The 22,398-nt window shown below is 45.6% G+C and carries 21 protein-coding genes; 12 read left to right on the plus strand and 9 right to left on the minus strand.

What is annotated here, in order from left to right; all coding sequences use genetic code 11:
• On the plus strand, positions 1-320 hold a 320-nt coding region (locus tag B9T34_RS16860), incomplete at its 5' end, for a 4Fe-4S dicluster domain-containing protein (RefSeq protein ID WP_171265233.1).
• Between the two features lie 122 nt (positions 321-442).
• Here the strand turns inward: B9T34_RS16860 and tusA are convergent.
• A complete protein-coding gene (gene tusA / locus B9T34_RS16865) occupies positions 443-700 on the minus strand; it encodes a sulfurtransferase TusA (RefSeq protein ID WP_086214297.1) in 258 nt (85 codons plus the stop codon).
• Positions 701-995: 295 nt separating this feature from the next.
• Here tusA and B9T34_RS16870 point away from each other — a divergent pair, with 295 nt between their 5' ends.
• Positions 996-1,835, plus strand: a complete 840-nt coding sequence (locus B9T34_RS16870) for an HlyC/CorC family transporter (RefSeq protein WP_086214298.1) — start codon at positions 996-998, stop codon at positions 1,833-1,835.
• Positions 1,832-3,391: an apolipoprotein N-acyltransferase gene (gene lnt / locus B9T34_RS16875; protein ID WP_086214299.1), complete on the plus strand. Its 1,560-nt coding sequence runs from the start codon at positions 1,832-1,834 to the stop codon at positions 3,389-3,391. The genes B9T34_RS16870 and lnt overlap by 4 nt, the downstream gene beginning before the upstream one ends.
• A gap of 101 nt (positions 3,392-3,492) precedes the next feature.
• On the opposite strand, the gene B9T34_RS16880 is transcribed toward lnt, so the two are convergent.
• The 4 genes from B9T34_RS16880 to gspF all read right to left on the minus strand — a co-directional run bounded on the left by B9T34_RS16880 (position 3,493) and on the right by gspF (position 6,354).
• Positions 3,493-3,831 carry a tRNA-binding protein gene (locus B9T34_RS16880; RefSeq protein ID WP_086214300.1) on the minus strand — a complete coding sequence of 113 codons (339 nt, stop codon included), beginning with the start codon at positions 3,829-3,831 and terminating at the stop codon, positions 3,493-3,495.
• 222 nt (positions 3,832-4,053) lie between these two features.
• The gene (locus B9T34_RS16885; RefSeq protein WP_086214301.1) at positions 4,054-4,389 is read right to left on the minus strand and encodes a hypothetical protein; all 336 of its coding nucleotides are present in this window, start codon (positions 4,387-4,389) and stop codon (positions 4,054-4,056) included.
• Between the two features lie 282 nt (positions 4,390-4,671).
• Positions 4,672-5,109 (minus strand): type II secretion system major pseudopilin GspG, encoded by a 438-nt coding sequence (gene gspG, locus B9T34_RS16890; protein ID WP_086214302.1) that lies wholly within the window; start codon positions 5,107-5,109, stop codon positions 4,672-4,674.
• Positions 5,110-5,148: 39 nt separating this feature from the next.
• Positions 5,149-6,354, minus strand: coding sequence for a type II secretion system inner membrane protein GspF (gene gspF / locus B9T34_RS16895; protein ID WP_086214303.1), 1,206 nt, complete (start codon positions 6,352-6,354; stop codon positions 5,149-5,151).
• A 150-nt stretch (positions 6,355-6,504) separates the two neighbouring features.
• On the opposite strand from gspF, the gene B9T34_RS16900 reads away from it, so the two are divergent.
• The 9 genes from B9T34_RS16900 to B9T34_RS16940 all read left to right on the plus strand — a co-directional run bounded on the left by B9T34_RS16900 (position 6,505) and on the right by B9T34_RS16940 (position 15,449).
• Positions 6,505-8,727 carry a primosomal protein N' gene (locus B9T34_RS16900; RefSeq protein WP_086214304.1) on the plus strand — a complete coding sequence of 741 codons (2,223 nt, stop codon included), beginning with the start codon at positions 6,505-6,507 and terminating at the stop codon, positions 8,725-8,727.
• Positions 8,728-8,790: 63 nt separating this feature from the next.
• Positions 8,791-10,635: a monovalent cation:proton antiporter-2 (CPA2) family protein gene (locus B9T34_RS16905; RefSeq protein WP_086214305.1), complete on the plus strand. Its 1,845-nt coding sequence runs from the start codon at positions 8,791-8,793 to the stop codon at positions 10,633-10,635.
• A gap of 50 nt (positions 10,636-10,685) precedes the next feature.
• A complete protein-coding gene (locus B9T34_RS16910) occupies positions 10,686-11,561 on the plus strand; it encodes an Hsp33 family molecular chaperone HslO (protein WP_086214306.1) in 876 nt (291 codons plus the stop codon).
• Positions 11,562-11,785: 224 nt separating this feature from the next.
• Positions 11,786-12,238 (plus strand): DUF2147 domain-containing protein, encoded by a 453-nt coding sequence (locus B9T34_RS16915; protein WP_086214307.1) that lies wholly within the window; start codon positions 11,786-11,788, stop codon positions 12,236-12,238.
• Positions 12,239-12,548: 310 nt separating this feature from the next.
• Positions 12,549-13,007: a DUF2147 domain-containing protein gene (locus B9T34_RS16920; RefSeq protein ID WP_086214308.1), complete on the plus strand. Its 459-nt coding sequence runs from the start codon at positions 12,549-12,551 to the stop codon at positions 13,005-13,007.
• 177 nt (positions 13,008-13,184) lie between these two features.
• Positions 13,185-13,646, plus strand: coding sequence for a DUF2147 domain-containing protein (locus tag B9T34_RS16925; protein WP_086214309.1), 462 nt, complete (start codon positions 13,185-13,187; stop codon positions 13,644-13,646).
• 153 nt (positions 13,647-13,799) lie between these two features.
• A complete protein-coding gene (locus B9T34_RS16930) occupies positions 13,800-14,750 on the plus strand; it encodes a DnaJ C-terminal domain-containing protein (protein ID WP_086214310.1) in 951 nt (316 codons plus the stop codon).
• A gap of 11 nt (positions 14,751-14,761) precedes the next feature.
• Positions 14,762-15,100 (plus strand): chaperone modulator CbpM, encoded by a 339-nt coding sequence (locus B9T34_RS16935; protein WP_086214311.1) that lies wholly within the window; start codon positions 14,762-14,764, stop codon positions 15,098-15,100.
• A gap of 82 nt (positions 15,101-15,182) precedes the next feature.
• Positions 15,183-15,449 (plus strand): YdcH family protein, encoded by a 267-nt coding sequence (locus tag B9T34_RS16940; RefSeq protein ID WP_086214312.1) that lies wholly within the window; start codon positions 15,183-15,185, stop codon positions 15,447-15,449.
• A gap of 347 nt (positions 15,450-15,796) precedes the next feature.
• Here the strand turns inward: B9T34_RS16940 and B9T34_RS16945 are convergent, their stop codons facing one another.
• From B9T34_RS16945 to recD, 4 genes are all read right to left on the minus strand, one after another.
• Complete coding sequence (locus tag B9T34_RS16945) at positions 15,797-17,035, minus strand: magnesium transporter CorA family protein (RefSeq protein WP_086214313.1); 1,239 nt, start codon at positions 17,033-17,035, stop codon at positions 15,797-15,799.
• 96 nt (positions 17,036-17,131) lie between these two features.
• On the minus strand, positions 17,132-19,219 hold the full coding sequence (gene pnp, locus B9T34_RS16950) for a polyribonucleotide nucleotidyltransferase (protein ID WP_171265235.1): 2,088 nt from the start codon (positions 19,217-19,219) through the stop codon (positions 17,132-17,134).
• Between the two features lie 287 nt (positions 19,220-19,506).
• Complete coding sequence (rpsO, locus tag B9T34_RS16955) at positions 19,507-19,776, minus strand: 30S ribosomal protein S15 (protein ID WP_067761248.1); 270 nt, start codon at positions 19,774-19,776, stop codon at positions 19,507-19,509.
• Between the two features lie 885 nt (positions 19,777-20,661).
• Positions 20,662-22,389, minus strand: a complete 1,728-nt coding sequence (recD, locus tag B9T34_RS16965) for an exodeoxyribonuclease V subunit alpha (RefSeq protein ID WP_086214355.1) — start codon at positions 22,387-22,389, stop codon at positions 20,662-20,664.
• Positions 22,390-22,398: the final 9 nt, after the last annotated feature.

Here is a 22,398-nt window from a genome sequence, read left to right on the forward strand (position 1 = left end):
ATGGCAAGCTGACCTTTGACCGTTTATCTTCAGTATTCGTATCCAATACGGTGCATGAAGAAAACCAGCCTGCTCACTTGAAACTGACAGATGCGTCTATTCCTGTAGATGTAAACCTGCCGAAATGGGATGAGCCTGCACAGCGCTACTGCCCAGCTGGTGTGTATGAAATCATGGAAAATGATGACGGTTCGAAGCGTTTCCAAATCAACGCGGCCAACTGTGTGCACTGCAAAACCTGTGACATCAAAGATCCGTCTCAGAATATCACTTGGGTAACGCCGGAAGGCGGCGGTGGTCCGAACTATCCAAATATGTAATTTGGAACATCCTCACAGAGCGGGCAGCACATTGCATAGCCGGCTCTGCTGAAGAATGACTGAACTACGGTCATAAAAAAATCCCTGCTTGATGAAGGGATTTTTTTATTTGAGCAAACGGTTTAACCTTTCTGCACCAAATAATGAAATTCTTTATTGCCGTTTTCATCTAAGCGTTCTTCCTGCAGCAAAAGTTCATGGCCCAAATGCATACAGAATTTTGGAATATCCCAAGAGGTTGAGTTATCGGTTGCAAAAACTTCAACCACATCGCCCGATTTAGACTTGCGAATCGCCTGATGCAACATCATCACAGGCTCAGGACAGCGCAGGCCGCGGGTGTTTAATTGAATGCTCGGCGTAATTGCAGGTTCAGACATTACATAACTCAGAAGATAAAAACCCTGCTAGTTTAACATGCCTCCCCTGATGCCGCATCTTCGGCGCTTTTGTATTATAGCCAGTGCTTGCCGCATCCAAACGATGACGCTGCCGCTTAAAAAGATCACTGTAAAGATGAGTCTGCAACCCTCAAGATGCGCCCGATGGCTATACATCAAATATGCTTTTGATCTGATCATTCAATTTTCACCGCGCAAAGGACATAGACAACTGTATTTTCTGCGGTATGATAAAATCCTATTTTTTAGATATTAAGAGTCTTCAGGAAACATCATGCACGAGGAATCAGGCCCGTCGTGGGGCATGCGCGGCTTACGAAAATGGTTAGGCACTGCGCCAGAAACCCGCGACGAACTGTTAAAATTAGTACAAGATTCACGTCGTTTCTTAGAACCCGATACTGTTGCCATGCTTGAAGGCGTTCTTGACCTTCCGGCAACAAAAATCCGTGAAGTGATGACCCCGCGCACTGCAATGATCAGCCTGCAGGAAGATGATGAACTGCTGGATATTTTGCATGTTCTGATTGAATCTGCGCATTCGCGCTTCCCTGTTTTCTCTTCAGACCAGCCGGATAACGTGGTCGGCATTTTACTGGCCAAAGACCTGTTGCCATTTTTGACAGACCGGACAGCGAAAGTAGATATCCGCGCTTTAATGCGTCAGCCGCTGTTTGTCCCGGAAAGCGCGCGTTCAGACCAAGTGCTGCGCATGCTGAAAAACACCCAGACTCACATTGCCATTGTCATTGATGAATACGGCACAACCTCAGGTTTAGTGACGCTTGAAGACATTTTGGAAGAAATTGTCGGTGAAATTGAAGACGAGCACGACAATGTCGATGAAGAAGCTGAGTTCATTGTGCTGGATGCTGACCCGAAAACCGCAAATACATGGCTGGTTCAAGCGCTTACACCAATTGAACATTTCAACAATGTTTTAGATGCAGACTTTTCTGATGATGAAGTAGAAACTGTGGGCGGCCTTTTGCTTCAGGAAATTGGTTTAGTAAGCGATTTGCAAGGTCAAGTGATTGAAATTGGAGATTGGGAATTTACGATTCTAGAAGCAGATGCGCGCACTATTCATCTGATTCGAGCTGTCCGTAAATGAGAACCTATTTTGACAAGCTGTTAAATTCCGCAGAACAACAAAAACAGCTGCCTTTAATTTTTCCTTTGCTGATTGCGCTATTTTCCGGCGCAATCTTCAGTTTTGCCTTAGCGCCTTATCATTACTGGTGGCTGGCAATCCTTTCACCGGCTTTGCTGTATGCCTGCCTGCGCAAACGCAGCGCTAAACAGGCCTTTGGCATTGGCTGGGCTTATGGCATCGGCCTGTGGTTTGTCGGCGCATTTTGGCTGTATACCTCAATTCATGTCTATGGTGATACCAATTCATTTTTAAGCGTCTTGATGATTGCCATCATGGCCCTAGTAATGGGGCTGTTTACTGCCGTGCAAACATGGCTTTACCGCCGCTTTTTTCCAGAAACACCGCTGACCTTTGCCCCGCTTTGGGTGCTGTTTGAATGGTCTAAAACTTGGGTGTTCACCGGCTTCCCGTGGCTGTTTGCAGGCTATGCCTTTACTGAACGCTTTTTGGATGGCTACGCGCCGCTGTTTGGCGTGTTCGGCGTATCCTTTGCAGTCATTCTGCTGGCTTGCGCGCTGGTCGAAATTCTCAATAAAAAAGTCTTTTGGATTGTTCCTGCTGCTGTAATGCTGCTGGGCGCATGGGGCGCCGCTCAGCTGGATTTTGTCGAACCCAAAGCAACTAAACCGCTGTCCGTTTCCCTCATTCAGGGCAATATTCCGCAAGATTTAAAATGGCTGACCGAATATCAAACCAAAACCTTGATGATATATGCCCAGCTCAGCCGCACAGAATGGGGCCGTGATCTGATTGTTTGGCCTGAATCTTCCATTCCGCTGTTTCAAACCGATATCGAACCCTTTTTAGACGCCATGAATGCACAAGCGGAAAAAACCGGTACGGCTTGGGTGACTGGCATTCCCTACTGGGACTTGGCAGAATCCAGCCGTGCAGGCTACCCGATGTATTACAACAGCATTATGGCCAGCGGCGATGAATCTGAAGGCTTATACAAAAAGCAACGCTTAGTGCCCTTTGGTGAATATATTCCATTATCAGGTTTGCTGAGCTGGGTGCTACCCGCACTGCAGAATGATCCGTCAATGAGCGGGTTTTCCCGCGGCGCCAGCGACCAGAAGCCTTTATCAATCAAAAATCATGATCTAGGCGCAGCGATTTGCTACGAAGTGGCCTATCCGAATCTGACACGGCGCAATGCGCAGCAAAGCGATTTTTTAGTGACCGTATCCAATGATGCATGGTTCACAGGTACTGCAGGCCCATTGCAGCATCTGCAAATGGTGCAGATGCGCGCAAAAGAAAACGGCCGCTGGTTTATCCGTGCGACCAATACAGGTGTAACTGCATTTATTGACCATAATGGCCATATCGTCAAACAGGCGCCGATGGATAAAGAAGCGGTACTGCGCGGCAATCTGCCGGCAATGCAGGGCGAAACGCTGTATACCCGCCTCAGTGACTGGCCTGTACTCGGGTTCTCCGTATTGCTGCTGATTTTGGGCTGGGTTTACCGTCCACGCAAAGTCGACATATCGTTTAAATCACGCCGTTAAATGCCGTCTTTAAAATTCAAATAATGCAATAAAAAACCGAGCCGATGCTCGGTTTTTTATTGCAGGTCAAGAACGCTTCACATTTTATTTGACCATTCAGATTAAAGCAGTTTGGTGCCCAAAGGCACGTCTCTATCTGGCACACACAATGCCACCTGCCCTGATGCGTTATGAAAACCCGTCACAAGGCACTCGGACTGAATCGGCCCAATCTGTTTTTTAGGAAAATTCACAACAGCTGCCACCAGCTTGCCAATTAATTGCTCTGGCTGATACAGCTCGGTAATTTGCGCACTGGATTTTTTGATGCCCAGCTCCTCCCCAAAATCCACATGTAAAATATAGGCTGGGTTTCTGGCTTCTTTGAAAATTTCTGCCTGAACAATCCGTCCAACACGGATCTCTACTTTAAAAAAGTCATTCCATTCAATCTGCTGCATGGTGCCGCACGCTCCTATTTATTTTTCATGATCAGTATAGAAAAAGAAAAACCGATTGCGCTGCGCTGAAATAGACAACACGTGCTGTAATTCAGACAATTCATGCTGCCTGCATAGCAAGGGTCAACGGAGTTCAGAGGCAATAAAAAACCGAAGTGATGACTTCGGTTTTGAATATTTTACTGCAAGTTCTAATCTGTGCAGTTTTAGAACTTGCCCAGATTAAAACTGGCTGACGATATATGACATCATTGCCGCTAGGGACAGCATAGGAATATAGCGGTAGACTTTCACCACTGCCTGCTCAAACACAGACTCATGCGCCTGTTTTAATTTGGCTACAGTGGCTTGCAACGCGGACCAGAAACTGAGAACCAATAACGTGCTCATCATACTCAAAGCAAAGAAACCCACCATAATTTGGCTGCTGCCTTCAGTGCTTTGCCATAAATGCACAATGCCTTGGCTCACGGGAAGAATGCTGAGAATTAAAAGAACAGATTTCAGCATAGCCCAATGAAATTGATTGATTTCATCGTTTAACATTAATGCTTTCATACTATCCTCCTAAAATAAATAAGCGCCATAAGAAGTATTATGCAAGGTTTTATTTAAATTAAAAGCTTATATTTCTTCATCTTTTACGATTATTGTAATCAATAATCTTGGGAATAATTCTTATTATAACTATCAAATAGAAATATTATTTAAATTTTATATTTTTCAGTCATTTATATTATAAAAGATAATTAAGAAAGATTATCACTTCACTCAATATTGAAACAACCTATTAAGTGAAGTGTTTATTTCCATCAAAGCCGAATAAATAATTATTCTCAATTAATGCTGATAAAAAATATCGGCGTCATTGCCTTCACCGCCAGACTGGCCATCTGCGCCAAATGAATACAGGTCATAAGGACGGCCTTCAGAGCCTGGAATCACATATTGAATGTCATTTTCCCAGCTGTCTTTTGGATAGCCGCCTTTCACATAGCCGCCCGGCAGCCAGTTCTTCGCTGATTCAGGCTTATTCACTAAAGCGCCTAAGCCGCCATCCTGCATTGAAGGATATTTGCCGTTGTCCATTTTGTACTGATCCAAAGCGCCAGCTACGCTTTTCAGGGTGATCGCACTGGTATCCACTTTGGCTTTTTCGCCGCGGCCCATGACGTTCGGCACAATCAGCGCAGCCAATACGCCTAAAATCACAATCACCACCATGACTTCAATTAAAGTGAAACCATTCTGCCTGCTGTTTAATCCATTTGATTGCATCTATTTAATCTCGTGTTCTATAGCACTGAAAAAGTTTGTTTAAATCATATTATTCATATTGACGATCGGCAGCATCACTGCAATCACAATCACTAAAACAATGCTCGCCATCAGCACCAGCATGAGCGGTTCCAATAGCGCCAGCAAGGTTGAAATAAGCGTTGTGACTTCCCGATCCTGCATGTCTGATGCACGCTCCAGCATTCGGTCCAATTCGCCTGAAGCTTCACCGCTTCGGATCATTTGTACCATCATTGGTGGGAAATATCCACTGCGCTCCAGCTGCGTCGCCAGATTGCCGCCTTCAGTCACTTTTTCCGCAGCCAAATTCACAGAATCGCGGATCACCCAGTTATTGCTGACCGCCGCGCCAATTTTTAAGGCATCCACCAGCGGCACGCCGGATTTGGTTAGAATAGACAGGGTACTGGCAAAACGCGCAGCATTAATGCCCTTGGACAATTTACTGAAAAGGGGCAGCTTTAAGGTTAAGCGGTCAAAGGCATAGTGCCCCGCCGCTGTTCTTAAAAACCGCGCCAGCAGAAAAATGCCGACAGCCGTTCCAGCCAGCAAAAAAGGCCAGGCCACGCGGATAAAATCGCTGGCATTCATCAGCGCCACAGTAATCCAAGGCAATGCGCCTTTATCCTGATCAAAGGTTTTAACAATATCCGGCACGACATAGGTCATCAGCCCCATCACAATCGCGAAAGACATCAGCATTAAAATAACCGGATAAATCATCGCGCCCTGCACTTTCTTCTGCATGGCAAAACGGTTTTCGGTGTAATCCGCCAATTGATCTAAAATTAAATCCAAATGGCCTGAGCGTTCGCCTGCGGCAATGGTTGCAATATACAGTTCAGGAAAGCGGCCGGATTGACTCAGCGCATTGGCTAAGGAATGGCCTTCCAGTACTTTTGAACGCACAGACATCAATAAATTCTGCACATGGGCTTTTTCATTTTGCTTGCCGACTGCGCGGATGGCTTCTTCCAAAGGAATCGCGGCGGCCACCAAAACTGACAGCTGTCGGGTCAGCAGGGCCAAATCATAAGAGGTGATGCTTTTTTGAAACCAGCTGTTTTGCGCATGCTTGTCCTTTTGCTCTACAGGGTCCACTGTGACTGGGATCAGCGACTGGTCACGCAGCTGCTGACGGATTTGACGCGCGGAATCCCCTTCAAGTACACCCTTTTGCTGCTTCCCTGAAGCATCTATGGCCGTAAACTGATATGCTGGCATTGGTATGCTCTAATTGTCCAAAAAATTAACTCGCGCTGTTGCGCCCAACCTATAAAATCATTCATATTCTTAGATATAAATTATCTAATTACTCTACCACAACTCCCGTTCGATCACGACGACTTTAAAATAGGATCAGATCGCTTTTTTATGCAAGTTTCCAACCCTGTTTCACATGCTGTATACCGCGTTCGCGTTGCCGTTCCAGTTTATCTGTATGACTGCTTTGATTACAGCCTCAGCGCTGAACAATATCAGCAAGCTGAAGCAGGCGCTCGGGTCGCGGTATCGTTTGGGCGGCAGAACTTGGTCGGGGTCATTACTGAAAAACTGGCGCCTGATGCTCCGCTTGATCCTAAAATAAAACTCAAAGCCATTACTGAACTGCTGGATGATCAGGCGATTTTAGACAGCAAAGTTTTAAGTTTGCTGACATGGGCTGCGCAATATTATCAATTTCCCATTGGCGAAGTCATTCAAGGCGCCTTACCGGGCTTACTGCGCCAAGGAAAACCCTATAACTTACTGGCGCGCACATGGAATCTGCTGGATCAGCAGGCCGAAGATAAGCTCAAGCGTTCAGAGCGCCAGCAAGAAGCCTATAAAGTGCTGAAACTGCATCCTTCAGGCACATCAGAAAACCTGCTGAATCTCGCAGGAGTTGAAACTGCAACCTTAAAGGCGTTGGAAAAAAAAGGCATTTGTGAATGTGTGCTGGAAGCACAGGATTTCAGCCCCATGCCGGTCAGCATGGCGCAGATGCCTTTAATAGCCAATCATGAACAGAAAAAAGCCATCGATACCGTCATAAAAGCGCAAAAAAAATATCAAGCTTTTCTGCTCGATGGCCTGACAGGCAGCGGTAAAACGGAAGTCTATCTGCAGATCATGCAGGATGTATTGAAACACGGTAAGCAAGTTTTGGTGCTGGTGCCTGAGATTGGACTGACGCCGCAAACAATTAGCCGTTTCCAATCCCGCTTTCACTGCAATATCGCGCTGCTGCATTCCGGATTAAATGATTCCAAACGCCTGCAGGCATGGCAAGCGGCACAAACAGGCAAAGCCTCGATTATTTTGGGCACACGCTCTGCTATTTTTTGCCCGCTGCCAAATTTAGGCTTAATCGTTTTAGATGAAGAGCACGATCTGTCATTTAAACAGCAGGAAGGTTTCCGTTATCATGCGCGCGATATTGCCCTATACCGCGGACATTTAGAACAGTGTCCCGTGGTTCTGGGATCTGCCACGCCCAGCATAGACAGTTACGCCCTAGTGCAAAACGGTAAAATGAGCGTACTGGAGCTGAATCAACGGGCAGGCTCAGCATTGATGCCGAAAATTCATATTCTAGATTTAAAAATTGCGCAAAAGCAACACGGCATCAGCCAAATGCTGCTGGACGAAATGAAAAGACGCTTGGAGAAAAAAGAACAGGTTTTGGTCTTTTTAAACCGCCGCGGCTATGCGCCTGTGCTGATTTGCGAAAGCTGCGCATGGCAAGCCAAATGCCCGCATTGTGATGCCAATTTCACTGTGCACCGCACACCTTATCAGCACCTGCACTGCCACCACTGCGGCACCATTCACCGCATGCCGGATCATTGCCCGCAGTGCAATCATACTGAGTTAAAATCAATAGGCATGGGCACAGCCAAAGTTGAAGACAGCCTCAATGAACTGTTCCCAGATTTTGAAGTGATCCGGGTTGACCGGGATTCAACCAGCCGGGTGGGCAGCTGGCAGAAAATTTACGATAAAATTCAAAAGAGCGAACCGGTAATTTTACTGGGAACACAAATGCTGGCCAAAGGCCATCATTTTCCCTATGTTACTTTAGTGGCTATTCTGGATATTGATTCTGGATTGCTCAGTGTCGATTTCCGCGCGACAGAACGCACGGCGCAGCTGGTGGTGCAAGTCTCTGGACGCGCAGGACGCGGTGAACGCAAAGGCGATGTGTATCTGCAAACCCTGCGCCCTGAACATCCGCTGCTCAATACGCTGGTGCAGGAAGATTACCGCCAGTTTGCCAAACTGACATTGAAGGAACGCCAAGCCGCGCTGATGCCGCCTTTCCGATATGCTGCGCTGATCCGCTGCGAATCAAAAGATCAAAAAATCAATACAGATTTTTTACAGCAGCATGCACAGTATTTAAGGCAAAATTCTGAAAATACCGTGGATATCTGGGGGCCGATCCCCGCACCGATGGAACGCAAAGCGGGACGCTATCAGTCGCATATGGTACTGCTGTCCGCAGACCGCGCCAGACTGCACTTCTATATTCGGCACTGGTGGCTGAACATGCTGCAGCAGAAGCCCTCCAGTATGAAACTCAGTTTGGATATAGATCCGCAAGAACTCAGCTAAGGCGCTGCCTTCGACACGCCTTGCAGCCCTGCTGCACAAAACGCAATCAATTAGGACGGACGCATGTCACTACTGCTGCAAATCACCATTTTTTTAGGCGCCTCACTGCTGCTGGTGCCCTTGCTGAAGCGTTTTGGCATTGCAACCGTTTTGGGCTATTTGTTCACGGGCATGCTGCTCGGCCCCAACGTGCTGAATATTGCCAGCGATGCAGTAGCCATTCAGGAATTGGCAGAATTTGGCGTTATTTTATTAATGTTTATTATCGGCTTAGAGCTCCGTCCGCAGCGCCTGTGGCAAATGCGCCATTCCATTTTTGTGATGGGCAGCCTGCAGGTCGGCATTGCAGGCATCCTGCTGGCGGTTATCAGCTTCTTCGCCCTGCAGCAGGGCATTGCAGCCAGTGCGGTCATTGGTTTTGCCCTTGCGCTTTCTTCAACCGCTTTTATCCTGCAATTGCTCAATGAAAAACAGCAGCTGAACAGCACCTTTGGCCAGCAGTCTTTTTCCATTCTGCTGTTTCAGGACATGGCCGCCATTCCGCTGATCGCCATTATTCCCATGCTGGCCGGCTCTGAATCCACACATCACGGCATCGCCTATTTTGCTGCCATCGTCGCGACCTTTAGCGGACTGTTCCTGTTCAGCCGCTACTTAATGCGCCCTTTTTTCCGCTTTGTAGCCAAAAGCGGCGCGCATGAGCTGATCACTGCTGTCGGACTGTTCATTGTGCTTGGCGTGGTTGGGCTGATGGATATACTCGGCATCAGCACTACCTTGGGCGCTTTCTTAACTGGCGTACTGCTGGCGGATTCTGAATTCCGCCATGAACTGGAAGCCAGTATTGCGCCTTTTAAAGGCCTTCTGCTCGGCCTGTTCTTTATGACCGTCGGCATGACCACCAAGCTGTCCTTATTTATAGATATGCCAGCGCTGATTATTGGCGGCGCTTTGACACTGTTGCTGGTCAAGCTGCTGTCTTTGACCGCTATTGCCCGCTATTTTCAGCAATCATGGCGCAATAGCCTGATGCTGGGCGCCTGCTTGGCGCAAGGCGGTGAATTTGCCTTTGTCGTCTTCAGTGTTGCAGTGAGTGAGAAAGTGCTGACCCAAGCCATGATGGAGCCGCTGACTTTAATGGTCACCCTATCGATGGTGTTGACACCTGTGCTGTACTGGCTGATGAGCGCTGTGATTCTGCCGCACTTTCAAAAATCCGACACAGCGCCGCAATATGACGATATTCCAGATCATCATCCACCCATTATCATTGCCGGCTTTGGCCGTTTTGGACAGATCATTGCCCGTGTGGCGCATATTCAGCATCAGCCTTTTACCGCAATTGACAGCAATTTAGATAAGGTCGATTTTGTCCGCACCTATGGCGGCCAGCTGTATTATGGCGATGCTGCACAGCCGGATATTCTGCGGGCGGCAGGCATTGAACATGCCAAAGCCTTTGTTTTGGCCATTGATGATATTGAAGACTCAATGAATATCGCGCGCCATATCCGTCTGAATTATCCCAACTTAAAACTGCTGGTTCGCGCACGCGACCGCCATCATGTACATCTGCTGCGCGATATTGGCGTAGAGCATATCTGGCGCGAAACCTATTTATCGTCACTGGGCATGGCCTACCACCTGCTGCGTGATGTAGGTGTAAATGAAGACGATGCCTATAAAAGCATCGAGCTGTTCCGCAACTTTGATGAAGAACTGCTGTCGCAGCAGCAGCAGATTTATACCGATGAGCAGAAAGTTTACGAAACACATCGTAACGCTTTAGCTGAGCTGGAACATTTATTTGAAAGCGATACGCAAATCCGCCAATCCGCAACAGGCGTTGATTTACAGCGCGGTTTGCAGCGCAGCCGCATTGATGTCACAAGAGATGATCTTGAATGACTTGTGTTTTACAATAGTGTCACCATTAATGCAGGGTTATGGAGAATTTTATGTCTGATTTACGCCAACGTTTTTTTATTGAAAATAGCCCTGTGCGCGGTGAAGTTGTTCACCTTGAAGAAGCTCTGCAGACTATTCTTGCGCAGCGTAGCTACGCCCCTGCTGTGCAGATTTTATTAGGCGAAATGCTGAGCGCAACTGCGCTGCTGGCCAGTACACTAAAAATCAAAGGCCGTATCAGCTTGCAAATTCAGGCATCAGGCACTTTTAAATGGGGCATGGCGGAATGCAATCACTTAGGTGAAGTTCGGGCTTTGGCAGACTATGAAGAAGATCCGCACTTTCTTCAAGCCGAAAACAGCAGCACCGTGCTAAAAACGCTGCAGAACCCTGTGCTGTTTATTAATATTGAACCGGAACACGGCGAACGCTACCAAGGCATCGTGCCTTTTGATCAGCCCACTTTAGCCGGCTGTTTGATGCAGTATTATGATCTTTCAGCACAGATTCCGACACGCATTGTGCTGGCGAGCACAGCACAGCGCTCTGGCGGCCTGCTGATCCAGCTGCTGCCGCGCAATAGCGAAGAAGAGCAGCGCTTTGTAGACGAAGACCTTTGGCCGCGTTTAACCATGCTGACTGAAACATTAAAAACAGAAGAACTGACTGAGCTGAACAGCAATGAAATTCTGTACCGCTTATACAATGAAGAAGAAGTCCGTTTACCTGAAGTTGAAAAACTGCATTTCGGCTGCACCTGTTCTAAAGAACGCTGCGCCAATGCTTTGATTCAGATTGGCGCCGCTGCCGTACGCGAAACGCTGGAACATCAGAATCCAATCACCATGGACTGCCAGTTCTGCAATACGCAATACTCTTTTACTGCGGAAGAGGCTTTAAGCTTATTTGGCGAGCATCTCAGCTAAGCAGATTGATTTTTTTGAAAGCATCCTTCGGGATGCTTTTTTATGCGTGGAGGAAGCATAAAAAAACCATCTGAAATTCACATAAATGAGCACTTAACAAATAGATGAATAAACTTGCTATCTCAAATTGATCTTGTAAAATCTGCGCGGAACTAAAGCGACAACAGTAATAACAGCTTTGTTTTGAACAATACAAAAAATTAAAAAATACATGGAACCTCCAAATGAATAAGACTCTTATCTTCAGCCTATTCGCCTTTTTTGCCCTCAATTTTCAGACTTATGCCGCAGATATTGCAGGCACATGGAAAACAATTGATGATCAAACAGGTTACGCGCGCGCTGAAGTCAAAATCAGCAAACTTAAAGATGGCCGCTATGCAGGGAAAATTATTAAAATTCATGCCATTCCCAACCGTCCAGCCATTTCTAAGTGTGAAAAATGCGAAGGTAATTTAAAGAATACGCCTCTGCTGGGCTTGGCCATTCTTTCGGGATTTGAAAAAAGTGCTGAAAAGGCGAATGAATACATCAATGGCAGAATTATTGATCCACTTTCAGGCAATACCTATCAAAGTAAAGGCCAGCTGAATGCCCGCGGCAATGTCCTGACTATTCGAGGCTATGTCGGCACCACCTTGCTGGGCCGAACAGTTTCTTGGATTCGTATCGACTGATCAGCCATTTCTTGTTGACGCTTAGGCTGCTGCATTTTTTGCAGCGCTTAGGCAAGCAGTCAACAGATTCATCTCAATCCATGAATAGCATGTTACACATTCGCCCCATTGCTATTTTTTAGCCATGCATTTTCTGCCTAAGCATATACAGCGATTTACTCCACCTTTACACTAATAAGGCGCAATACATTGAAATAATTTAGCTTTATTTAAAACGAGCACTAGAAATCAAACTATATTTCACTATATATTAAATCCTTATTTTTTTTATGACTTTTAATTTAACGGTTTATAGTTTGAGCTTATTTTCATGAAATTTAATTTAATTACTGCCCTCTTTCTCAGTCTTTGCAGCTTCGGTCATTACGCCTCAGCTGGAACCGATCCACTGCTTGGAACATGGAAAACTATAGACGAACGGACAGGATATTCACTGGCAGATGTCGCCATCAGCAAAGATAAAGATCAGCATTACACTGCAAAAGTGATTCGCACACGGGCCATTCCAGGGACAGCTCTGCAGGAAACCTGCATCAAATGCAGCGGCGCGCAAAAGAATATGCCCATTGTCGGCATGGCAATGCTGACAGGATTAAACGCAGATCCAGCCCATCAGCGTGAATATATTGACGGCAAAATGATTGATCCGCTGTCCGGCCAGCGCTCAGTTGCACGCGCGCGCTTAATGAACAGCGGTAAACATTTACTGATTCATAGCCGACCAGAAGGTTCAGCTGTAGGGCGCAATCTGACGTGGGTCAAATACTGATTGCCGCCGAATGTTTGAATTATTTTTGGCAAAAAATAAATTTAATATGAATAACATCACATAAAAAAATCTATTTTTGTAAAAAAAATCGTATCAAACATTTGAATTTAAATACTTTTATCTATATTTTAGTGCGCTTACTCTAAAATTAATTATAAAGTTGCTACGGGGAAAAGCATGAAAAGTATTTTGAAAAATGTATTTGCAGCATTACTGCTGTCTTCGATTTCGATTTGCAGTTTTGCTGCCAATGAAGATCTGCTGGTCGGCAAATGGAAAACCATTGATGACCAAACTGGATACTCACGTGCAGATGTCGAAATCCGAAAAAAAGCAGATGGCACTTATGAGGGAATTATTGTAGAAACCCGCAGTATTCCTGGTTCAGATAAGTTAGGAGTTTGCACACACTGCCCAGGCGCTTTAAAAAATAAACCATTTTTAGGCTTGCCGTTTATTTGGGACTTCAAAGCCACCAGCAATCCGCGTGAATTCGTGAATGGCAAAGTGCTCGATCCGATCAGCGGCAAAGTATATAAAGGCAAAGCCAAAATCAATGCCACTGGCAAGCGTTTAACTTTACGCGGCTACATTGGCGTATCGGTGATCGGACGCAGTGTGACTTGGGTTAAGTATTAATCTATACAGTATTTTCAAAGGCCTCGAATTGAGGCCTTTTTTATTGTCATAATTTGAAACAATATGCTTCAAATAAATACTGTTTCATTTAGGAGAAGACTCATATATTGAATAAAACATGATCAAATTTTAAGCAGAGTCCCTATCAAGAATATGGCAAAAAATTATTATGATGTGCTGGGTGTATCTCGCGATGCGTCACCCGATCAACTGAAAAAGGCCTATCGGAAATTTGCGCGCAAATACCACCCGGATATCAGCAGGGAAAGCAATGCTGAAGCCCAGATGCAGGAACTGAATACTGCTTACGACACCTTAAGCCATGCAGATAAAAAACAAGAATATGATTTTCAATTAGACCATCCTGAAGGTTTTGGACATTCGGCTGGCAATGGCGGCTTTGATGGAACTCAATTCCGCCAATACAGCACAGGTAAGGGGCAGGATTTCAGCGGATTTGAAGACTTATTTGGCCGATTCGGCACTGGCTTTGGCGGCGGACAGCAGCATTATCAGCAAAACCGCAGAAGCGCTCAGCCTTATAAAGGTGAAGATCAGCATGCCAGTATTGAAGTCGGTTTAGACATTGCTTACAGCGGCTCTACACAGAATATTACCCTGCAGATTCCTACACTGAATGCCTATGGCGAAGCAGAAGTACAGCGTAAAACATTGCAGGTCAAAATCCCGAAAGGGCTTAAAGACGGACAGCAAATCCGCCTCAGCGGCCAAGGTCAATCCGGTATTAATGGAGGTGCAAACGGCGATCTGTATCTTGAGGTGCATTACCGCAGCACTCCCCGCCTATATGCAGACGGCGCAGATATCTATATGACTGTAGACATCAGCCCTTGGGAGGCCGCGCTGGGGCAAAGTATTCAGCTGCGAACTATAGATGGCGGCACCGTGCAAGTGAATGTGCCAAAGAATGCAAAGAATGGACAGCAGCTGCGCCTGAAAGATAAAGGGATACCAAATAAAACACTCGGACATTTGTATTTGGTATTAAATATAGTTAACCCTCCTGCTCACAGCGCAGAAGAGCAGCAGGCATATCAAGCATTTGCTGAAGCATTTCAGCAATTTAAGCCTAGACAGCCTTAAGGAGTACTCACATGACAACAATTTATTATCGAGAAATTGTATCAAACGGCTGTGATCACCCGGAAGTGGTCGATGAACAGCGCAGTTTTGATTTGCAGCATTTTGCCCAAGCCTGCGGACAAAGTCCTGAGTGGGTATTGCAGCTGTTGGAATATGATATTTTGCCTAATCGGCCGGATAGCCGAGTGCATCAGTTTTTTGGCGATGATATATCCCGCGCCCGCCGCGCTTACCGTTTACAGCGCGACTTCGACGCCAGCTTTACAGCTGTAGCGATGATGCTGGATTTAATTGATGAAGTGCAAAATTTACGGCGCCAAGTCAAACATCAACAATTCCAATCTCACTAATCTGCATATATCTCTTCCCAGCAGTGCATCTGCAGGGAAGCAGAGTATTTTTTTCTTTTCATTGAGAGAACTGTTCAAGCGTATGAAAACCAAAGAATGCAATAAGAAAATTAAAAATATGTTTCCAGAATTCCGGGAATTGATTCAACAGCTTCGCGCAGATAATCCGCACTTCGCCCACCTCTTCGAGAAGCATGAAGAACTGGATCAGGAAATTTGCCTGCTGGAACAGGATCCCGTCAATCAAATTAATATTGATATTGAAAGTTTAAAGCGTAAAAAGCTGAAATTAAAAGATGAGATTTACCGCCTTCTCAGGCTGACGCAAAATGATACACCCGCTGTTTAGCCCAGCTGTGCTGATCTTTGCCTGTTTACTCCAATGAATATTTGGTTGCAATGCCATCGTTAGTTAAAATCATGTCGCATCGCACTTGGCAAAATCAGTGAAACTCACCTTCTGCGCACTAAGCCGCGGATCTTTACTTGCACAAAATTAACGATGACTTTGAATAATGCGCCACATCTTGGCCTTAAAATGATCACAGGCCTAAAGCAGTCTGCCGATAGCTTCCTGTTATCTTAAAGGATAGGTCTTAGATCCGCTTTCTAGCAGGCTCATAAAAGGCAAAAGATAATTAAACCGCAATGATCAGGTCTGACTGCGTGCGGCTATATCGGCCTCTCTAAACTGGATTATTTGATGCGCGTCAGTTTTTCGACTTCTTTTAAAGTCCCTTTAACCGTTTGCTTTAACGGCGCATAATCTAAAAACCAAAACAGCCCAAGATGCTGTTCCTGATTCTGCTGCGCCAGCATATCAATCACGCTTTTTTCACCGCGCCCCACCATATGGCGGCGGTAAAAATAATAAATCAGCAATGCCGTCGTCATCAGCATAATGCCGAGCATAATCCAAAATCCCTGCTGTGATTTCAGCCCCGGAATAAACTCAAAGTTCATGCCGTAAACCCCTGTCAATAACGTCAGAGGCGCAAACACAGCAGTAATAATGGCTAAAATCCGCATGTTTTCGTTGGTTTGGTTGGCTATAGCGGAAAAATGCAGGTCCATCGCCGCCTGAACCGCGCTGCGCAGACGAATGGTATGCTTTTGTATGCGCTCAATATGGCTGCTTAAATCATCCATACGCACCAGCATAATATCGCGGCGTTCAGACTTCTTTTTGCCTTTTAAATGCGGATAATTTTCCACGATTTCATCACGCAGTTCTTGAAGGCTTTCGATCTGCTCTTCACACAGGTTTTCCACTTGCTGAAATGCCATATTTTCCTGCAGCAGCTGCTGCCACTGGGTAAATCTGCGATGCCCTTGCAGCAGCTCCTGCTGCCAGAATTCCACTCTGCGTGTTAAGGGCATACGTAAATCCAAATAACCATCAATCATGCTGTTCAGCAACCGCAGGCTTAAATCTAAAGATGTCGAGGGCAATTTTCGATTTTTGTTCTGCTCATCTAGATTGCGGTTCATCAGGTTTTCTATCCGCTGCAGATAATTTTCTACCGCTTTATTTCCCTTTTCTCGCACTGTCACCAATAATTGCGGCGTAATAATAAAACTGATGGGTGTTGTGGCCAATCCAAACACGCGCTCATGCTGCTCTAGCGCTTTTTCACCAGTTTTAATTTCATCATCAGGTGTAATCAGCTTGCGGAAAATCAGCAGATCATAGTCATCCATGGCATCAAAAACACAAGGGTGTTCTAAATTCAAAATATCTTTAAGATGAAACTCGTTCAGCCAGACCCCAGTCTGTTCGGCGATTTCATGCTGCCACGCTTCTGCCCGGTTCACCACATCTTCACGCGTACAGTCTACCCAAATAAATTCGGGTTCAAGCGCTTCATCCAAACGGCCTTTTTGCACGCAGACACTTGCCTCAGCACTCGGCTGAAAAAAAGAATAAATTTGCATTGCCCTGATATTTTTATGTTTACTTCTCTGCATCATGCCATAAAAAAAGCCTGCATCAAGCAGGCTTTTTTTTTACAAATTCAGATCTTCAAACAATTATGCTTGTTCGATGTCTTTCATTGTCAATTTAATACGGCCACGGTTATCAACATCCGCAACTTGTACTTTCACTTCTTGGCCTTCAGTCAATACATCTGAAACGTTCGCGATGCGTTCGTTAGAGATTTGAGAGATGTGAAGCAAGCCGTCAGTTCCTGGAAGGATGTTTACGAATGCGCCAAATTCAACGATACGGATCACTTTACCCATATAGATTGTACCTGGTTCAATTTCAGCCGTAAGCGCTTGGATTTTTGCAACCGCCGCAGCTGCAGCCGCTTTAGTTTCACCAAATACGCGAACTGTACCGTTATCTTCAATATCGATCGCAGCTTTAGTTTCTTCAGTAATCGCACGAATTGTTGCGCCGCCTTTACCGATCACATCACGGATTTTGTCCGGGTTGATGTTGATCACTTGGAATGTTGGCGCATGCATAGAGATTTCAGAACGGGCACGTGAAATCACTTGATTCATTTCGTTCAAGATGTGCATACGACCCGCATAAGCTTGGTTCAATGCAGATTCCATGATCTCTTCAGTGATCCCTTCGATCTTGATGTCCATTTGAAGTGCAGTAATACCGTTTGCAGAACCTGCTACTTTAAAGTCCATGTCGCCAAGGTGATCTTCGTCACCCAAGATGTCAGAAAGAACTGCGAAACGCTCGCCTTCTTTTACTAGACCCATTGCGATACCCGCAACTGGCGCTTTAAGCGGAACACCTGCGTCCATAAGTGATAGTGATGCACCACATACAGAAGCCATTGAAGATGAACCGTTAGATTCAGTAATGTCAGATACGATACGAATCACGTACGGGAAGCGATCAGCTGCAGGAAGAACAGCTTGAACACCACGACGTGCAAGACGACCGTGACCGATTTCACGACGTTTAGGACCAGATTCACGACCAGTTTCACCTACAGAGTATGCAGGGAAGTTGTAGTGAAGCATGAAGTTATCAGTTTTAGTACCAGCTAGGGTATCAACCATTAAAGCATCACGTGTATTACCCAAAGTCGTTGTTACCAACGCTTGCGTTTCACCACGTGTGAACAATGCAGAACCGTGCGCACGACCTAATACGCCCACTTGTACGTCAATTGCACGTACAGTTTTAGTGTCACGGCCATCAATACGCGGCTTACCAGACAAGATGTTGTCACGTACAGTGCGGTATTTAAGATCTTCGAATAATTCGTTCACTTCGTCAGCAATGCCAGTTTCGTCATTTTCTGGAACGAATTGAGCAACCGCTTCCGCATAAAGTGCATCAAGCGCTGCATAACGGTCTTGCTTAACCGCAATTGTGTACGCTTCAGAGATTTTCGCTTCGAAAGCTTCTTTCAATTTAGCTAGAAGTTCTTCGTTTTTAACTGGAGCAACCCAAGTTGACTCAACTGCGCCAGCAGCTGCAGCAAATTCTTTGATTGCTTGGATCGCGATTTGCATTTCGTCATGACCGAACAATACAGCGCCCAGCATTTGGTCTTCAGAAAGCTCTTTCGCTTCAGATTCAACCATCAATACTGCAGATTCTGTACCCGCAACAACAAGATCAAGATCAGACTCTTTCAATTGTTCGTGGTTCGGGTTCAGAATGTATTCGCCATTGATCAAGCCAACGCGCGCGCCGCCGATTGGACCGCGGAACGGTGTGCCAGCAATAGACATTGCTGCAGATGTACCTAACATTGCAGCAATGTCAGCATCCATAGTCTTGTCAGAAGAAATAACAGTTGCTGTAACTTGGATTTCGTTGAAGTAACCTTCTGGGAACAGCGGACGGATTGGACGGTCAATCAGACGTGAAATTAAAGTTTCAGCTTCAGAGGCACGGCCTTCACGCTTGCCATAACCGCCAGGGATACGGCCTGCTGCATATTGTTTTTCTTGGTAGTTAACAGTCAATGGGAAGAAATCTTGGCCTGCTTTTGCTTTAGGCTGAGCCACAACAGCAACAAGAACCTGAACACCGCCCATTGTAATCACAACAGTGTTTGCTTGACGAGCAACACGGCCTGTTTCAAGCACGACATTGTGCTGACCGAATTGGAATTCTTTACGAATAATATTAAACATCGACATGTTTTATTTTTTCCTAGTTCTTGTGAACAATTATTCTAGTGGAGACCCCTAAGGTTTGGCATTCACTCGGCTGTACATGAGCCTGCGGAATAAATGACAAAGCTTAGAAGCCGACCTCACCAGACAATTCATACTCGTAATGAGTAAAACACTAATTTAAGACACAAAGAAGGAGCGAAACATCGCCCCTTCCCCATTATCCAGCCGAGGCCGGATAGACTTCAGTTTTCAGCAATACAGCACTTAGCATGCAATAATCCGAAAATAAAGTTTAAATCGAATTAACGACGTAAACCTAAAGCAGCAATCAATGCGCTGTAACGAGTAGCATCTTTACCTTTAAGGTAGTCAAGAAGCTTACGACGTTGGTTAACCATGCGGATAAGACCGCGACGGCTATGGTGGTCGTGTTTGTGTTCTTTAAAGTGACCTTGCAAATCATTGATTTGCGCAGTTAAAAGAGCTACTTGAACTTCTGGTGAACCAGTGTCGTTTTCAGCGCGAGCAAATTTAGCGATGATCTCTGCGCGATCTGCGTTTGTTAAAGCCATTCGATTTCTCCGAGATGCTTAATAAATTACATTTGATACAAATCAAATTGATTCTTCAAAACCAATTTGACTGCCGTGCATCACTACAGCAAGTGCATTATATTAAGGGAAAAACGCCCCGATTGCAAAAATAGATCATCAGTTTTAATGAATGCTTCATCCGCATTTCACATAAATCTTGCTGCATATGATTGATCAAACTCTGTTCATGTTTTTTATTTAATAAATTTCAACTGGCTGCAAATTTTACATGGCTCCCTATATACCGTATGGACTGGTCAAATATTCCACTTTCAACTTTTTGAATGAAAATAGTGCATTGTTCTGTACAGATGAAAGATTATGCCAATCCCGCCCAGCTGTCTTAAGCCCGAAAAGAAAAAAGCCCGAGCAAGCTCGGGCTTTTTTTGCGCTGTAGTTTCTTCTCTTTTCATTATAATTTTATTATTTATTGTGTTTTCAATGCGCTTTCCGCGTCTTCTAGCCAAACATTCCATGTTTAAACTTAACACTTCCTTATGCGATAAATTTTGCCACAATAGCAGTGTGAATAAAGTCGCCTTTATCTGATCTATATGTAAGCCATTTCGTACAATAAATCATCAGCTTCTTGAACTTTCATCTATTTATAAAACAATCAGGTATAAAAAAGCCCTGCAGTCTCTCCCAAAACTGCAAGGCTTAGCGGCTGTAAGTTTCCTCTTTTACTTACGTCTCTGTAAGTTCGCTGTCTATATGACGTTATTATTATATTTTTGCGATTGTACTCAACATTCCATATTGAGCGTTTTATTGTGTGATGCAATCTTCTCAAAAACTGAATAAAAGCTCTATGCGCAAATATCTTGAAATGATGTAAGCAAAAACTTACACGATCAGTTCTCATTATTGGCATAAAGTATCATTTTTTGTGACAATCTGACCAATTAAGCCGCTGGTTCTCACTGTTTTTACCGTCATCGCAGAAGCCAAAGCAGCAGGTGCCGCCAAAATGCTGACTGCTTTTTTAGCCCGAGTAATCGCGGTATAAATCAATTCTTTACTCAATAGCTGCTCTGCATTGGCATCCAGCACTACTGCCGTATGTCTAAATTCAGAGCCTTGCGACTTATGAATGGTCATGGCATAAGCGGTTTCCATGCTTTTGGGCAGGCGCGCTGCGGCCACCCATTTCTGCAGGCTTGGGAAATACACAGAATAGTTTATTTTTCCTGCCTGCCTGCGTCCAAAGCAAATTCCAATATCCCCGTTGGACAGCCCCAGCTGATAATCGTTATAAGTCATCATGACAGGCCGCCCTGTATACCAATCCCCAGCTTTGGACTGCTGAGTCTGCTTAAGAATGCGTTCTTCCATGTGCTGATTTAATGCCGTCAGCCCGAGACCGCCATGCCGTACCGCAGCCAGAATCCGGTAATCATCAAAGTGATGCACAATATTTTTGATGGACGGTTCATCCTGCTCAGCCGCCAAATAGACATCTAATGCAGATGCATAATCTTTAAACCCCAGCATCAGCTGATCATAATAAGCAGATAATGCAGTACTGCCGTGATCGCGCTGAAGATCTTCCTGCAAATACTGAAGCTGCACCACATCCTGCATATCTGCGGCTAACGCAACAGCTTGCAGCAAGCCTGCAGGTGCAATCCTTTGCTCAAAACGCATCAACACTTGCTGCGCAGTTTCATTCTGCTGAATAAAATCCGCCATGCGGCCAATCAATTTTTCACCATCAAAACGGTGACTGGTGATTAAATTCACTCGGTTTTCCGCCAGCAATGGTACCTGCTGTAAATCAGCCAGTACCGAACCGACATCGACTGAAGCCAACTGATTGGCGTCTCCCAATAAGATTAAGCGTGTCGATGGCGCTATGGCTGAAAATAAAAGTTTCGCCAGCGTCAAGTCCAGCATCGAGGCTTCATCCACCACAATAACGTCGTAAGGCAAGGGACGCTTGGCATGAAAACGCGGACGCTGATCTTCCCCCAAACCCAGCAAACGGTGAATGGTAATCGGCGTTAGGCGGGTTAAGTTGTCACTGACCAAATCCTGCAATTTGACGTCATTAAATGAATTCTGCAGCGCCTCTTTCATACGCTGCGCGGCTTTCCCTGTGGGTGCAGCCATGGCAATGCGGATATCGGGTATAGCCTGATTCAGCACGGCAATAATCCGCGCCAGCGTATAAGTTTTGCCTGTGCCCGGACCGCCGGTAATAATACTGAGCCCTTGTTCTGCCACCATCTGCAATGCCAGCTGCTGCTGGCCGTCGCTTAACAAGGCCAAATGCTGCGCGGTTAAATTTACCGACTGCACACGCTGCTGCTTCAATTGCAGCAGCGCCTGCGCCAACTGATGCTCTAAAGCCCAATAGCGGTATAAATACAAAAGCCGCCCATCAAAAACAAAGGGCGCAATGATTTGAGCTGCCGCCTGCTCAGCAGAAATGCTCACACCTTGCAGCTGCTGCGCTTGCTCTGCACTGCACATGATACAGCTGTCACCTTGTTCAATGGCTTGAAAAACCTGCTGCAGCAAAGCCTCAGATGATTCGCGCGCATCCGCTGCAAGATGCAAAGAAATCAAGTTCTTGATCCAAGCCTGCATATTCAAGCG

This window comes from Acinetobacter sp. ANC 3813 (genome assembly GCF_002135435.1).
Taxonomy (GTDB): domain Bacteria; phylum Pseudomonadota; class Gammaproteobacteria; order Pseudomonadales; family Moraxellaceae; genus Acinetobacter.

Excerpts from the sequence above, each read along its gene's own strand:
- tusA (WP_086214297.1), bottom strand. The coding sequence starts at position 700 with ATGTCTGAACCTGCAATTACGCCGAGCATTCAATTAAACACCCGCGGC.
- B9T34_RS16870 (WP_086214298.1), top strand. The coding sequence starts at position 996 with ATGCACGAGGAATCAGGCCCGTCGTGGGGCATGCGCGGCTTACGAAAA.
- lnt (WP_086214299.1), top strand. The coding sequence starts at position 1,832 with ATGAGAACCTATTTTGACAAGCTGTTAAATTCCGCAGAACAACAAAAA.
- B9T34_RS16880 (WP_086214300.1), bottom strand. The coding sequence starts at position 3,831 with ATGCAGCAGATTGAATGGAATGACTTTTTTAAAGTAGAGATCCGTGTT.
- B9T34_RS16885 (WP_086214301.1), bottom strand. The coding sequence starts at position 4,389 with ATGAAAGCATTAATGTTAAACGATGAAATCAATCAATTTCATTGGGCT.
- gspG (WP_086214302.1), bottom strand. The coding sequence starts at position 5,109 with ATGCAATCAAATGGATTAAACAGCAGGCAGAATGGTTTCACTTTAATT.
- gspF (WP_086214303.1), bottom strand. The coding sequence starts at position 6,354 with ATGCCAGCATATCAGTTTACGGCCATAGATGCTTCAGGGAAGCAGCAA.
- B9T34_RS16900 (WP_086214304.1), top strand. The coding sequence starts at position 6,505 with ATGCAAGTTTCCAACCCTGTTTCACATGCTGTATACCGCGTTCGCGTT.
- B9T34_RS16905 (WP_086214305.1), top strand. The coding sequence starts at position 8,791 with ATGTCACTACTGCTGCAAATCACCATTTTTTTAGGCGCCTCACTGCTG.
- B9T34_RS16910 (WP_086214306.1), top strand. The coding sequence starts at position 10,686 with ATGTCTGATTTACGCCAACGTTTTTTTATTGAAAATAGCCCTGTGCGC.
- B9T34_RS16915 (WP_086214307.1), top strand. The coding sequence starts at position 11,786 with ATGAATAAGACTCTTATCTTCAGCCTATTCGCCTTTTTTGCCCTCAAT.
- B9T34_RS16920 (WP_086214308.1), top strand. The coding sequence starts at position 12,549 with ATGAAATTTAATTTAATTACTGCCCTCTTTCTCAGTCTTTGCAGCTTC.
- B9T34_RS16925 (WP_086214309.1), top strand. The coding sequence starts at position 13,185 with ATGAAAAGTATTTTGAAAAATGTATTTGCAGCATTACTGCTGTCTTCG.
- B9T34_RS16930 (WP_086214310.1), top strand. The coding sequence starts at position 13,800 with ATGGCAAAAAATTATTATGATGTGCTGGGTGTATCTCGCGATGCGTCA.
- B9T34_RS16935 (WP_086214311.1), top strand. The coding sequence starts at position 14,762 with ATGACAACAATTTATTATCGAGAAATTGTATCAAACGGCTGTGATCAC.
- B9T34_RS16940 (WP_086214312.1), top strand. The coding sequence starts at position 15,183 with ATGAAAACCAAAGAATGCAATAAGAAAATTAAAAATATGTTTCCAGAA.
- B9T34_RS16945 (WP_086214313.1), bottom strand. The coding sequence starts at position 17,035 with ATGCAAATTTATTCTTTTTTTCAGCCGAGTGCTGAGGCAAGTGTCTGC.
- pnp (WP_171265235.1), bottom strand. The coding sequence starts at position 19,219 with ATGTTTAATATTATTCGTAAAGAATTCCAATTCGGTCAGCACAATGTC.
- rpsO (WP_067761248.1), bottom strand. The coding sequence starts at position 19,776 with ATGGCTTTAACAAACGCAGATCGCGCAGAGATCATCGCTAAATTTGCT.
- recD (WP_086214355.1), bottom strand. The coding sequence starts at position 22,389 with ATGCAGGCTTGGATCAAGAACTTGATTTCTTTGCATCTTGCAGCGGAT.